General features: G+C 70.4%; 12 protein-coding genes. 6 read left to right on the top strand and 6 right to left on the bottom strand.

What is annotated here, in order from left to right; all coding sequences use genetic code 11:
• Nucleotides 1–107 precede the first annotated feature (107 nt).
• Both OG948_RS30335 and OG948_RS30330 read left to right on the top strand, forming a co-directional pair.
• Nucleotides 108–761 (top strand): response regulator transcription factor, encoded by a 654-nt coding sequence (locus OG948_RS30335; protein WP_395873940.1) that lies wholly within the window; start codon nt 108–110, stop codon nt 759–761.
• Complete coding sequence (locus OG948_RS30330) at nt 758–2,080, top strand: ATP-binding protein (RefSeq protein WP_406299495.1); 1,323 nt, start codon at nt 758–760, stop codon at nt 2,078–2,080. Before OG948_RS30335 ends, OG948_RS30330 begins: the two co-directional genes overlap by 4 nt.
• Nucleotides 2,081–2,343: 263 nt before the next feature.
• On the opposite strand, the gene OG948_RS30325 is transcribed toward OG948_RS30330, so the two are convergent.
• Nucleotides 2,344–3,045: a TetR family transcriptional regulator gene (locus OG948_RS30325; RefSeq protein WP_406299494.1), complete on the bottom strand. Its 702-nt coding sequence runs from the start codon at nt 3,043–3,045 to the stop codon at nt 2,344–2,346.
• A gap of 110 nt (nt 3,046–3,155) precedes the next feature.
• On the opposite strand from OG948_RS30325, the gene OG948_RS30320 reads away from it, so the two are divergent.
• The gene (locus OG948_RS30320) at nt 3,156–3,947 is read left to right on the top strand and encodes an SDR family NAD(P)-dependent oxidoreductase (protein WP_406299493.1); all 792 of its coding nucleotides are present in this window, start codon (nt 3,156–3,158) and stop codon (nt 3,945–3,947) included.
• A 147-nt stretch (nt 3,948–4,094) separates the two neighbouring features.
• Here OG948_RS30320 and OG948_RS30315 read toward each other — a convergent pair whose 3' ends face one another.
• On the bottom strand, nt 4,095–4,652 hold the full coding sequence (locus OG948_RS30315; protein ID WP_406299492.1) for a DUF4291 domain-containing protein: 558 nt from the start codon (nt 4,650–4,652) through the stop codon (nt 4,095–4,097).
• 296 nt (nt 4,653–4,948) lie between these two features.
• Here OG948_RS30315 and OG948_RS30310 point away from each other — a divergent pair, with 296 nt between their 5' ends.
• Together OG948_RS30310 and OG948_RS30305 are read left to right on the top strand one after the other, a co-directional pair.
• Nucleotides 4,949–6,646 carry a hypothetical protein gene (locus OG948_RS30310; protein ID WP_406299491.1) on the top strand — a complete coding sequence of 566 codons (1,698 nt, stop codon included), beginning with the start codon at nt 4,949–4,951 and terminating at the stop codon, nt 6,644–6,646.
• Nucleotides 6,647–6,705: 59 nt separating this feature from the next.
• Entirely contained in the window at nt 6,706–8,376 is a 1,671-nt protein-coding gene (locus OG948_RS30305) for an FG-GAP repeat domain-containing protein (protein WP_406299490.1), read from the top strand.
• Between the two features lie 63 nt (nt 8,377–8,439).
• Here OG948_RS30305 and OG948_RS30300 read toward each other — a convergent pair whose 3' ends face one another.
• Both OG948_RS30300 and aceE read right to left on the bottom strand, forming a co-directional pair.
• Nucleotides 8,440–8,781, bottom strand: coding sequence for a VOC family protein (locus OG948_RS30300; RefSeq protein ID WP_406299488.1), 342 nt, complete (start codon nt 8,779–8,781; stop codon nt 8,440–8,442).
• 184 nt (nt 8,782–8,965) lie between these two features.
• The gene (gene aceE, locus OG948_RS30295; RefSeq protein WP_406299487.1) at nt 8,966–11,734 is read right to left on the bottom strand and encodes a pyruvate dehydrogenase (acetyl-transferring), homodimeric type; all 2,769 of its coding nucleotides are present in this window, start codon (nt 11,732–11,734) and stop codon (nt 8,966–8,968) included.
• Between the two features lie 317 nt (nt 11,735–12,051).
• Here aceE and OG948_RS30290 point away from each other — a divergent pair, with 317 nt between their 5' ends.
• Nucleotides 12,052–12,702, top strand: a complete 651-nt coding sequence (locus OG948_RS30290; protein WP_406299486.1) for a GntR family transcriptional regulator — start codon at nt 12,052–12,054, stop codon at nt 12,700–12,702.
• 141 nt (nt 12,703–12,843) lie between these two features.
• Here OG948_RS30290 and OG948_RS30285 read toward each other — a convergent pair whose 3' ends face one another.
• On the bottom strand, nt 12,844–13,230 hold the full coding sequence (locus OG948_RS30285) for a hypothetical protein (protein ID WP_406299485.1): 387 nt from the start codon (nt 13,228–13,230) through the stop codon (nt 12,844–12,846).
• A 236-nt stretch (nt 13,231–13,466) separates the two neighbouring features.
• Nucleotides 13,467–13,673 carry a DUF2191 domain-containing protein gene (locus tag OG948_RS30280; protein WP_406299484.1) on the bottom strand — a complete coding sequence of 69 codons (207 nt, stop codon included), beginning with the start codon at nt 13,671–13,673 and terminating at the stop codon, nt 13,467–13,469.
• Nucleotides 13,674–13,730 lie beyond the last annotated feature (57 nt).

Here is a 13,730-nt window from a genome sequence, read left to right as displayed (position 1 = left end):
TATAAACAGTGGGGTTGGCCCCATCCCCATCCATGGCGGTGGAGTACGTCTCCCACCCGCCCCACCCCGCCCCACCCCACCCCTGGCCGAAGCGGAGCGACGAGACCTTGCGAGTCCTGGTGACCGAGGACGAGGAACTACTGGCCGATCTGATAGCCCGAGGACTGCGCCGGGCGGCGATCGCGGTGGACGTCGCGTACGACGGCGACAGCGCGCTGGAGCGGCTGATGGTCAACGACTACGACGTCCTGGTGCTGGACCGCGACCTGCCCGGCACGCACGGCGACGATGTCTGCCAGGCGGTCGTGGCCGGTCGGCTGCGCACCCGCATCCTGATGTTGACCGCCGCCGGTACGGTCCCCGAGCGGGTCGCGGGGCTGCGCCTGGGCGCGGACGACTACCTGCCCAAGCCGTTCGAGTTCGCCGAGTTGCTGGCGCGCGTCCAGGCCCTGGGCCGGCGTGCCACCCCGGCCGTCCCGCCGGTGCTGGAGAAGCACGGCATCGTGCTGGACAGCGCCCGCCGCCAGGTCACCCGCAACGGCGAGTACGTCCGCCTCGCGCACAAGGAGTTCGCCGTGCTCGCCACCCTGATGGCCGCCGACGGCGCGGTGGTCAGCGCCGAGGAACTGCTGGAACGCGTCTGGGACGAGAACATCGACCCCTTCTCCAACACCGTGCGCGTGACCATGTCCAAACTGCGCGCCAAACTGGGCGACCCCCAGGTCATCCGGACCGTGCCCGGCTCGGGGTACCTGATATGAGCGGCAGGGCGGGGGATCTTCGACTGCTCTCCCAAGCCGTGTTCCGCCGCCCGTCGGCCCGAGCCCGACTCGCGCTCCTGTACGGCGGCATGTCGCTCGTCGTCGGCACGGTGCTGCTGGGCATCGTGTACTGGTTCGTCGACCAGCGGCTGTCGCAGCGGCTGCCGACCGCACTGGCCAGGACGGTCGCGACAGATCCCGCGGCCACCTACGGCACGGCCATGCCGATTACGGGCGAGGCCCAGCCGGCCTACCCGGCACCCGGTATGCCGGCCCAACTCAACATGATCCCCTCCGAGACGATGCGTCGCCTGACCACCACCGGCCAGGACGTGACGATGAGTCAACTCCTCACCGTGCTCGGCGCCGCGCTACTCCTGCTCGCGGCGGCCTCGATCCTGGTCGGCTGGTGGATGTCCGGCAGGGTGCTGCGCCCGGTCCACGGAATCACCGCGACGGCACGCCGCTTGTCCGAACACAACCTGCACGAGCGAATCGCCATGCCGGGCCCGGACGACGAACTCAAGCAACTCGCCGACACGTTCGACGGAATGCTCGATCGCCTGGAGAAGTCCTTCGACAGCAGGCGCCTGTTCGTCGCCAACGCCTCACACGAGTTGCGTACGCCGCTGACCATCCAACGCACGGCGATCGAGATCGGCCTGGCCGACCCGCACTCCCCGGAAGACATCGTGGCGACGCGCGAACAACTCCTCGCACTGAACCGTCGCACCGAGCACCTGATCGACGGACTGCTGAACCTCGCCGTGAGCGAACGCGGCAACGTCCAGGCGTCCCCGGTCGCCCTCGACGAACTGACCGCCGACGTCCTGCGCCAGACCCGCCCGGCGGCCGAACGGGCGGGCGTACGAGTCGACGCGAACCTCGCCGGCAGCATGGTCGCCGGCGACCCGCTGCTGCTGCGCCAGTTGGTCACCAACCTGGTCGAGAACGCGGTACGTCACAACCACGCGGGCGGCTTCGTCACGGTCGGCGTCTCGGCCGGCTCCCTCCGCGTCCGCAACACCGGCCCGGTCATCCCCGCCGACCACATCCCCGAACTCTTCGAACCCTTCCGCCGCTTCCGCCCCAACCGCACAGGCTCCTCCAAGGGCTCCGGCCTGGGCCTGTCCATAGTCCAAGCGATAGTCCACGCCCACGCAGCCCAAATCACCACCACCGCCAACCACCACGGCGGCCTCACCATAGCCATAACCCTCCCCCGAACCCCCCACCCTCCAAGACCCACGCCACCAACCCTCTCCCCCCACTCGAGCCCCGAACCAGCACAGACGGCCTCAACGACGGCAACTCTCTGAGCCCGCCGAGCGACGGTCCCAACGGGGGTACTTGGACGGTTGGCTAGGCCACCCAGCCCGGCCGGCACCTGAGGCCACCCAGCCCGGCCGGCACCTGAGGCCACCCAGCCCGGCCGGCACCTGAGGCCACCCAGCCCGGCCGGCACCTGAGGCCACCCAGCCCGGCCGGCGCCTGAGGCCACCCAGCCCGGCCGGCGCCTGAGGCCACCCAGCCCGGCCGGCGCCTGAGGCCACCCAGCCCGGCCGGCGCCTGAGGCCACCCGTCACGCGCGGAGAAGGCCACCGTCCGCGACCCGCGCCAACGCCACCGCCACCTGATCCGCCGCATCGCCCCCCACACCCGCCCGCCCCGACGACGACGCCGCCGCCCACCGCTGCATCGCCACCCGAACCGCAACGTTCGCCGCGCCCGCGGCCAACCGCACGGCCAACCCGTCCGCCTCCGCCCCCACCCGCTCCGCGATGACCGGCCGCAACCGTTCCTCGCAGTCTTGGTGCACCGCCAACCACACCGCCCGCAACGCCGGATGCCCGTCCGCCGTCCGCAGCACCACCCGCAATTGCGCGTCGTCGACCCCGTCCACCTCCCGCGCGTGCCGCATCGCCGCGCGATAGCTGGTCGTCATCGCCTCCAACAGCCCCACCGCCGGGTCGCACGCCGCCAACCGGCCGACCCAGTCCGCGATCCCGGCCGACAACACCGGCGCGACGGTCTCCTCCTTGCTCCGGAAGTAGCGGTAGAACGTCCGCAACGCCATCCCGGATGCCTCGGCGATGTCCTCGACGGTCGTCTCGTCGAACCCCCGCTCCGCGAACAACCGAACCGCCGCCCGCGACACCTCGGTCCGCGTATCGGCCTTCCGCCGCTCGGTCAACGAAGGCCGCCCGACCCGCGCGGCACGCGCGACACGCACCCGCGGCACCGAGTTCAGATCCGGATCCGAGCCGGTAGAAGCAGCATCCATCCACCCAGCCTAATGCCCCGCAGGGAATTAATGGCACAACGCGCAGGTTAGGCGTAGCGTGCAATAAAAATACACCCACCAATCCCCCACTCGCCCGGAAGAAGGCCCCCATGAACCGCTTCGACACCCGCCGCATCCTGGTCACCGGCGCCGGCTCCGGCATCGGCCAGGCAACGGCCCTCCGGCTGCTCCGCGAAGGCGGCCGGGTCGTCGCGGCCGACGTGATCCCCGACGGACTCGACCGCACCCGCGAACTCGCCACCGACGAGGGCATCGCCGACCGCCTCACCACCCTCGTGGTCGACATCGCCGACGAGGCCTCGGTCGTCGCAGGCGTCCGTACCGCCGTCACCGAGCTCGGCGGCTTGGACGTCCTGGTCAACGCCGCCGGCATCCTGCGCGCCGAACACACCCACGCCACCTCGCTCGACCTGTGGAACAGGATCATCACGGTCAACCTCACCGGTACGTTCCTGGTCACCCGCGAGGCGCTGCCCGCCCTCCTGGCCACCGGCAACGGCGTCGTGGTCAACTTCAGCTCGACCTCGGCAGCCTTCGCCCACCCGTACATGGCGGCCTACGCGGCGAGCAAGGGCGGCATCCAGTCCTTCACCCACGCCCTGGCCCTCGAATACGGCAAGCAGGGTCTGCGCGCCGTCAACGTCGCCCCCGGCAGCATCAAGTCCGGTATCACCGACGCGACTTCGGGCTACCTCCCGGCGGACACCGACTGGGAGCTGTTCGCCAAGCTCTCCCCCATCCTGGCCACCGACCTCGAGTCCGGCGGCGCCCCGATGGCCGGCCCCGACGCCATCGCCGGCGTCATCGCGATGCTCGCCTCCGAAGACGGCGCCTTCATCACCGGCACCGAAATCCGAGTAGACGGCGGCACCCACGCCTGACGGCATCCGGGTACGCGCGCGCCTCCCGGCACCCGCGTACCCGGCCCCGCACCCCAAACCAGCCCAGCTCAGCCACCGCACCCGCACCCGCACCCGCACCCGCACCCGCACCCGCGGCGAATCCCGCACGCCGCTCGCACACAAACCTCAGCCGTCCGCCCCAACCCGTCGAGCCGGCGACGCGGCCAGCGGGTACGGCCTCTCGACTGGCAACAACCGCTGAGCCTGCGCCACTCGGCCCTCCTTGAGCAGCCCCGCCACCCGCCGCACCACCGGCGTCAGGTCGGCGATTCCGACGATCCACTCGTCGTTGAAGGTCCGGATCACATCCCGCCCGATCCCGACCTGAATGCTGTAGTGATTCAACGCCGCCCCACGCAAAGACCGTTCCGGATCCCACTGCACATGCACGTCGGCACCGGCCACCGAACCCTCGGTCGACACCGCCCGCCCGAGCGCGTCCTCGAACCCCGCCCGACTGATCCGCACGGCCAACACCCGCTCCTGGCCCGCCTTTCGCGCCCAATCACTACGGTGCATCAGCCACCGGAACGACGGCTTGACCCACGTCATCCGTCCGAACGAAAACGGTGCCACGAACCGCCCCTCCCGCAAAGCGGGTTCGGCAATAGCCGGCGCGTAGGCCTGATACACCACAATCGACGCGGCATCGAAATCGGCCCGAATCTGACGCAACATCACCATGCCCCGACACGTTGCCGGCCGCCCCCACCCCCGGCCACGGGTTTTCCCGCCCACCGCCGACCCACCACCACAATGTGCCATCTCTCACTACAACCTGTTGGCCGTGCCAAGTGTCTCGCCCACCGCCAACCCGGGCACAGCAGGAAATCCCGGAAGCCAAACATAACTTCACGCCTCCCTCCCGCCACCTTCCGTCACCACGGCAAGTCCGCTGCCCCTCATACCCGTTGCGGGTGTCCCAGTCGCCTGGTTGCCTACCGCAGTCCGGTGATCCCGGCGACACGAGGAGTACACCCATGCCCCGTAGGAAACCCCGCACCAACGGCCGTCGACTCTCCGCCCTGGCCGCCGGCGCCCTCGCCTGCGGCCTGCTGACCGGACCCGCTTCCGCCGCAGGCGCCACCTCGGGCCCCACAAACCTGCGGATGAACCCGGTCCCGGTCAACGGCTCGGCAGACAGCTGCGGTTACGTCGGCGCCCTGAACCCCACCGTCGGCACCATCGACCTGTTCGCCACCGTCGGCGATCCGAACGGGCCACTCGTCGGCGCCCACTTCGAACTCCACGAAATCGGCAACGGCAACCCGACCACCTGGGACAGTGGTTGGGGCTCGGAGGCATACGGCACCCACGTGGCCCAGGCGCGGATTCCCAGTACCACGCTCACCGACGGCAAGACCTACGCGTGGAGCGTCGAGTCCGGCCGCGCAAACCAACCCGACCCGATCCGCGCCACGGGCTGCACCTTCACCTTCGACAAAACCCCACCGGGACTGCCGGTCGTCACGAGCCAGGACTTCCCGACCAACGGCGGCGGCAAATACGCCGGACAACAAGGCGTCTTCATCTTCGACACCAGCACCGCCGGACCCGACATCATCGCCGTCGAATACTCCCTCAACGGGCCGATCCCGGTCGGCGGAGCGGCACGCGCGATCTACGACGCACCTTCCGGTACCTGGCGGACCCCCGCCCTGACAGTCACCGACTGGGGCTCCAACACACTCTCCGCGCAGACCGTCGATCGAGCGGGAAACACCTCGCAGCCGAGGCTCTATGCCTTCTTCGCGCCGAGCGACCCCAACCCGCCCGCACCCAAGCCTGGTGACATCAACCGCGACGGGAAGGTGGACATACTCGGTACCGACGCGGCCGGGGGCCTTCGGTTCTACAGCGCGGGGGACGATCCCGCGGCAGGTGGTCGAGTCGCTGCGTCGGCTGACGAGGGGCCGATGGACGACTACACCTGGACCGGCGCCTTGGTCAGCCACCGTGGCGGTGACCGAGCCGACGACCTCTACACGTTCGCAGGACGATCGCTGTACCTGTACCTCAATTCGCCCGGTTCACGACCCGCCGACGGCTACTTCAACACGAGCCGGCAAGTGGTCATGCCTCGTCCGAGCACTTGCACCGACGGTCCCTCCGCTCAAGGAACCTGCGCGTCGTATGCGAGGAACTGGGACCGGGTGAAACAGATCATCGCGGCCGGCGACGTGGACGGTGTGCCCATCGGCGATTTCGGTGACTACACGAACGACCTCTTCACCATCGAGGAGGACGCCACGGGCCACTCGCGACTGTGGCTGTTCACGGGCAGCCTGACCACGGGCGCCTTCGACCAGGCAACCCCGATCGGTCCCGCCGACCGGCAGAACCAGGACATCATCGTCCCCGGCGACGTCACGGGTGACGGCATCCCCGAGCTCTGGGCCCGCGACCGCACCGACGGCAAGCTCTACCAGTACGCCTCCGCCAAGAACGCGGACGGCACTGTCGACCTCGGCGCCTACAGCCGCACCCCCACCCTGATCGCCACCGGATTCGACACCGCCGCCTACCCCCAGGTGTCCTCCGACGGAGACTTCGACGCCGACGGCAAGGCCGACCTCTGGGCCCGCACCGCCAACGGCAACGTCTACACCTTCCCCGGACAAGCCCCCGACAGCAACGGCAACGTGTTCGGGCCCGCACAACTCATCGCCGGTAGCTGAGCCCACCTGCGACACATCTCCATCAGTCCGCTGACCCCGGCGACACGAGGAGTACACCCATGTCCCGTAAGAAACCCTTCCCACACGGCCGCCGGCTTGCCACCCTCGCCGGCGGCCTCGTCGCCGGCGCCCTGGCCTGCGGCCTGCTGACCGCACCGGCCACCGCCGCCTCAACGACCGCCGGCCCCACCAACCTTCGGATGAACCCGGTCCCGATCAACGGCTCGGCCGACAGTTGCGGCTACATCGGTGCGCTCGACCCCACCACCGGCACCGTCGACCTCTTCGCGACCGTCGGCGAATCGAACGGGCCACTCGTCGGCGCACACTTCGAACTCCACGAAGTCGGCAACGGCAACCCGACCACCTGGGACAGCGGTTGGGGCTCGGAGGCATACGGCACCCACGAGGCACAGTCCCAAATCCCCGGCAGCGCACTGACCGACGGCAAGACCTACGCATGGACCGTCGAGTCCGGCTCCGCGAACCAACCCGACCCGATCCGCGCCACGGGCTGCACCTTCACCTTCGACAAAACCCCACCGGGTACTCCCGTCGTCACGAGCCAGGACTTCCCGACCAACGGCGGCGGCAAATACGCCGGACAACAAGGCGTCTTCATCTTCGACACCAGCACCGCCGGACCCGACGTCACCGCCGTCGAATACTCCCTCAACGGGCCGATCCCGGTCGGCGGAGCGGCACGGGCGACCTACGACGCGCCATCCGGCACATGGCGAACCCCGGCTCTGACCGTGCCGCAGTGGGGCACCAACAACCTGTTCGCACGGACCGTCGACCGGGCGGGCAACCGCTCGCAGCAGACGACCTATTCGTTCTACGCACCGAGCAATCCGAATCCACCCGCGCCCAAGCCCGGTGACGTCACCGGCGACGGCAACGTGGATGTCCTCGTCGTAGACGCCGATGGTGCCCTCAAGGGTTACAGCTCGGCGACTCAATCCGGATCGGGCGGCGTACTCGCTTCGGCAACGAACGAAGGGGCAATGGCCCGGCCCGACGGCGGACGGACCTGGACCGGTGCGCTCGTCAGCCACCGTGGCGGCGGAGGGCGTGCGGACGACCTCTACGTCTACGACGGCAGGGCCATTTCGCTGTACCGCAACACCTTGGACCCGACCACGAGCTACTTCCGCAAAGACCAGGTCCTGGTCGTCAACCGCGCACCCCGATGCATCGATCTCGACCGGGCCGATCGCGTCTGCGTCGGCTACCGGCAGAACTGGTCCCAGGTGAAGCAACTCCTCGCCGTCAACGACGCGCGTTCGGAATTCTTCACCGTCGAAGAGGAAACAACGGGCATACACCGCCTGTGGTTGCACTCCCGCAACAGCCCCCGAGCCACCGCCCTCGACGGCATCGACCGCCGTAACCAGGAGCTCTCCTCCCCCGGTGACATCAACGGTGACGGCCTCGCCGACCTGTGGGCCCGCGACCGCACCGACGGCAAGGTCTACCAATACACCTCCGCCAAGAACGCGGACGGCACTGTCGACCTCGGCGCCTACAGCCGCACCCCCACCCTGATCGCCACCGGATTCGACACCGCCGCCTACCCCCAGGTGTCCTCCGACGGAGACTTCGACGCCGACGGCAAGGCCGACCTCTGGGCCCGCACCGCCAACGGCAACGTCTACACCTTCCCCGGACAAGCCCCCGACAGCAACGGCAACGTGTTCGGGCCCGCACAACTCATCGCCGGTAGCTGAGCCGAAGGACGGTCGGGGCCGCCGCCGATGGCGGTGGCGGCCCCGATCCGGCCAGGGTCGGCGTCAGCGGCTGACGTACTCGAAGACGGCGCCGTCCGGGTGGCGGAGCACCGCGCGGCGGCCATTCGGGGTGGGTGTCGGCTCGGCGATGGGTTCGGCGCCGTGGGCGATCAGGTCGGCGAACGTCGCGTCCACATCCTCGACGCCGAGGGTGGCGGCCACGCCGCTGAAGCGGGCCGCCGCCTCGGGCGGGCCGGTGAAGACCAGGAACGGGCCGGTGGCCGCCAACTCCAGTCCGGCGAAAGCGAATCGGGTCGCCGGTTCGCCGGTCAGCCGCTCGTAGAACGTGATCGCCGCGTCCAGGTCCGGTACGTGTCGGCGCACTGTCACCGATGTGATCGTCATGGACACAGTCTCACGCATACGCCCGAGGCACTCGCGAGGTGTACCCGCGAGGCGCTCTCGCGCAACGCACCAACCCCCCACGCCCACCTCCCGCGCTACCCCGCCGCACCACCCCGCCGCGCCCACCCGACACCCCGCAACAGGCACCGCAATGCGCCCCCGCGAGGGGCGCACCCGCCACGCATCACCCCTCCGTGCGTCCATACCGCTCCATCGCCTCCCTCACCACTTCCGGCTTCGCCTTGCCCTGGCGGGCCAGCGCGCTCAGCGTGCGGATCGCGATCGATGGGGCGTCCACCGCGAAATGGGTGCGGGTGGCGGCTCGGGTGTCGGAGAGGCCGAAGCCGTCCGTGCCGAGTGAGGTCCAGTCCTGCCGAACCCACGGCGCGATCTGGTCGGGCACGGCGCGCATCCAGTCGCTCACCGCCACCACCGGCCCGGTTGCCTCCGCCAAAACCCTTACGATATACGGGACTTGGTCCTCCCCGGCGGCAAGCGCCTCGCGGCGAAGCTCGGTCCAGGAGGTCACCGACCACACCTGCGCCGACACCCCCCACTCCTCGGCGAGCAACCGTTGCGCCTCCAGCGCCCACCGCACCGCCGTCCCACTCGCGAGCAGTTCGGCGTCGGCGCCGGCACCGGTGTCCGCGCCGGCACTCACGTCGGCACCCGCGCGGGCAGCCCCGCCGACACCCGCGCCAATCCCCGTCCCGGCACCCACGTCGAGGACAGGCGCGCAGCGGTGGATGCCCCGCAGGATCCCCTCGGCCGCGTCCGGGCTCGGCATCGGCGGTTGCGGAAGCGGTTCGTTGTACACGGTGAGGTAGTAGAAGACATCCTCGCCGCTCGGGTGTCCCGGCGTCGCGGTCAGCATCCGGCGCAGGCCGTCCCGCACGATGACCGCGATCTCGTACGCGAAGGCCGGGTCGTAGGACACGCACGCCGGATTCGTCGACGCGATCAACTGCGAGTGCCCGTCCGCGTGTTGCAACCCCTCACCGGTCATCGTGGTGCGGCCCGCGGTCGCACCGATCAGGAAGCCCCGGCCCATCTGGTCGGCCAGTGCCCACAGTTGGTCGGCGACCCGCTGCCAGCCGAACATCGAGTAGAAAACGTAGAACGGGATCATCGGCCGCCCGTGCGTGGCGTACGCGGTGGCCGCCGCCGTGAACGAGGCGACCGCGCCGGCCTCGGTGATGCCCTCGTTGAGGATCTGTCCGTCCACCGCCTCCCGGTACGACAGCAGCAGTTCGCGGTCCACCGCGTCGTAGGTCTGCCCGTGCGGCGAGTAGATCCCGGCGGTCGGGAACATCGACTCCATCCCGAACGTGCGCGCCTCGTCCGGCACGATCGGCACCCAACTCCGACCCACGACCGGATCGCGCATCAGCTCCCTGGCCAGTCGCACGAACGCCATCGTGGTGGCGATCTCCTGCTTGCCGGCCCCCTTGAGCAGCGCGGCGAACGGCGCCTCGGTCAACGCCGGCGGCTCCGGAAGCGGGGTGAACGCGACGCGACGCGCGGGTACCGGGCCGCCCAGCGCGCGGCGGCGGTCGGCCAGGTAGCGGGCCTCGCGCGAGTCCGGGCCCGGGTGCAGGTACGGCGGCAGCTCGCCGTCGAGGTCGGCGTCCGCCACCGGCAGGTCGAGCCGGTCGCGCATCTCCCGGAACTCGTCCCGGCGCAGCTTCTTCATCTGGTGGTTGGCGTTGCGCGCCTCGAAGCCCGGCCCGAGCGTCCAACCCTTGACCGTCTGCACCAACACCACGCTGGGCCCGCCCCGGTGCTCGATCGCCGCGCGGTAGGCCGCGTACACCTTGCGCGGTTCGTGGCCCGCGCGGGAGAACCCGATCAGCTCCGCGAGCCGCGCGTCGTCCAAGTGCGCCGCCACGCCGCGCAGGTCGGGGTCGCCGCCGAGCAGGTTGTCCCGGATGTACCCGCCGTCGGCGGCCGAGTAGGTCTGGAACTGGCCGTCGGGCGTGTGCTCCAACCGGCGGATCAGCTCGCCGTCGTGGTCGCGCGCGAACAGCTCGTCCCAGTCCCGGCCCCACAGCGCCTTGACCACATGCCATCCGGCGCCCGCGAACACGCTCTCCAGCTCCTGGACCACGCGCCCGTTTCCGCGCACCGGGCCGTCCAGTCGCTGGAGATTGCAGTTGATCACGAAGACCAGGTTGTCCAGCCCCTCGCGCGCGGCGAGGGTGAGCGCCGCGGTGGCCTCGGGTTCGTCCATCTCGCCGTCGCCGAGGAAGGCCCACACCCGGCTGCCCGAGGTGTCCTCCAGGCCCCGGTTGTGCAGGTAGCGGTTGAACCGCGCCTGGTACACCGCGGCCAGCGGTCCCAATCCCATCGACACCGTCGGGAACTCCCAGAAGCCGCCGAGGGATCGCGGATGCGGATAGGACGGCAGCCCACCGCCGCCCACCTCGCGCCGGAACCGGTCGAGCTGATCGACCGTCAGGCGCCCTTCCAGGAAGGCCCGGGCGTACACCCCGGGCGACGCGTGCCCCTGGAAGTAGATCTGATCGCCGGACCCGCCGTCGGCCCGCCCCCGGAAGAAGTGTTGGAAGCCGACCTCGTACAGCCAGGCCGCCGACGCGTACGTGGCCATGTGCCCGCCCAGCCCGTACCGGCTCGCCCGGGTCACCATCGCCGCCGCGTTCCACCGGTTGTACGCGGTGATCCGCTCCTCCAGGTCCGGGTCGCCGGGGTAGCTCGGCTCGGCAGCGGTGGGCACGGTGTTGACGTACGGCGTGCGCGTCACGGGCGGTAGGCCCAGGCCGCGGTGTGCGCCGTGTTCGAGCAGGCGGGCCAGCAGCAGGCGGGCGCGACCGGGTCCGCCTGCGCGTACGACGGCGTCGAGCGACTCGATCCATTCCGCGGTTTCCTCGGGGTCCCGGTCGGGGAGCTGGTCGAGCTGCCCGCTCGGGGTACGGCTCGACGTGTGGTGTGACATCGGGGCCGCCCTCCTTCGTGTCGGTGAGGCCGCCGGGCGCGAACTCCCCGGGTGGAACTTCCGGGTACGGACTTCCCGATGGGGAGGTCCGGTGCGGACCCGCGGGAGGTCCGGTGCGGACCTCCCGAGTCGGGACGTCAGGTGCGGACTCCCCAGGTCGGGACGTCCGGTGCCGACTCCCCAGGTGGGAACTTCCGAGACGGACTTCCGGGTGAAGCCCCGCGGCGAAGCCTCTTCATCGCGTCCTCATTGCGCCTTCATTCTGCGCAATGATCGATCATTGCGCAAAAACGCCTCCCGCGCCCTAGACTGACCCGATGACCGAGCCCCCTCGCCCGACCCTGGAACGCCGCCCGCTCCGCGAGCAGATCCGCCAGTACGTCACCGAGGCCGTGGTCGCCGGCCGCTGGGCGCCCGGCGAGCGCATCGTCGAGCGTCGCGTGGCGGTGGAACTGGGCGTCAGCCAGGCACCCGTACGCGAGGCGCTGCGCGAGCTGGAACAACTGGGCCTGGTCGAGTCGGAGCCCAACAAGGGCGTACGCGTGCGCTCGTTCAGCGAGAGCGACCTACGCGAGATCTATCCGGTACGGGCCGGCCTGGAGGAGACCGCGGCGCGGCTCGCGCTGCCCCGGATCGACGACGAGCGGCTCGACGCGCTCGATCGGCACGTCGCCGCGCTGCACGCGGCCTCGGCGGCGGGCGACGCGGGCGCCCAGATCCGGCACGGGGTGGCCTTCCATCGCGAGATCGTCGCCGCGTCCGGCAACGCGCTGCTGCGCTCGGTCTGGGAGGCGCTGGGCATCGAGGTCTGGACGACGCTGTCGATCCGGGTCTACCGGATGGACCTGCACGAGAACGCCGCCGACCACGAGCCGATCGTCGCCGCCTTCCGCCGCCGTGACCCGGCCACGAGCGACCTGCTGCGCGAACACGTACTCGGCTACGGCGCCTGCGCGCTGCTGCCGTAGGCCCGACCGCACCCGTACCCGCGCCCACATCCGCACTGACACCCACACCCACCCGCCGGGTCGACCGCGGCGCAGGGCCCGATCCGCGGAACCGCCCGCCGGACGCTCAGCGTGCGCCGGCCCGTCCGTCCCGCCGCACCCTCAGCGCAGCAACCCGCGCTCCGCCCGCATATGCGGCGCGACCACGTTGCGCGGCCGATTGAACAGGATCACCGTCGCCTCGACCACCGCGACGGCCAGCAGCACCAGGATCGCGACCATCGACAGATAACCCCAGAACGCGGCCGGGCTCTCCCCCTCCGCCGCGAACCACGGCGACACCGCGATCACGACGGACACGCACCACATCTGGATCGCCACCAGCGCCATCGCGCGGACGAGCCCACGCCGGGCCGGGTCACCGAGCGGCAACGAACGAAACGCGAGCACGATGTCGTCGGCCACCCGCGCGCTGCGCCAGATGTCGGTGGTGCGATTGGTCAGGCCTATCGAGGACATGAACGCGAAATAACTCAGCCACAACCGCATGCGTAAGCACCTCGTCCCCCGCCGACCCGGACCTCGACCCCGACCAGCGGCTCAGCGCCACACGGGGTCGGGATCATTCTCGCGCAGAACCTTCCGGACGCACGCAGCGGCTCGGCACAAGCAGACCGGCCGGGCAGCACAACTCGGCGAATACCGGGCCGGTCCAGGTGCGAACCGACCGGGCCGAACCGCCTGGGCCCTGTCCGGCGAATCCCGGTGGGCCCGCCGGACAGGGCCTAGTCGGTGACCGGGTTGCGCCGCTCGCGCTCCTCGACCGTGCGCCGGTGCTCCTCGACGTTGCCGGTCAGCGCCTCGGTACGGTGCCCACGCGCGATGTAGTCGAGCACGATCGCCTCGATCGCGTCCTGCGCGTTGCGCACGCCGGACAGGACCATGACCTCGATCACGATGTTCGCGTCCAGGCTGATGTTGACCTTCGCCATCGACCGCTCCCTCGACTCGACCCGCTCCATCCGAACCCGACACCCGCCGGCGCGACC

Origin of the sequence: Embleya sp. NBC_00888 (assembly GCF_045207655.1) — a bacterium.
Taxonomy (GTDB): domain Bacteria; phylum Actinomycetota; class Actinomycetes; order Streptomycetales; family Streptomycetaceae; genus Embleya.
This window is presented reverse-complemented; position numbering and strand designations above follow the sequence as displayed.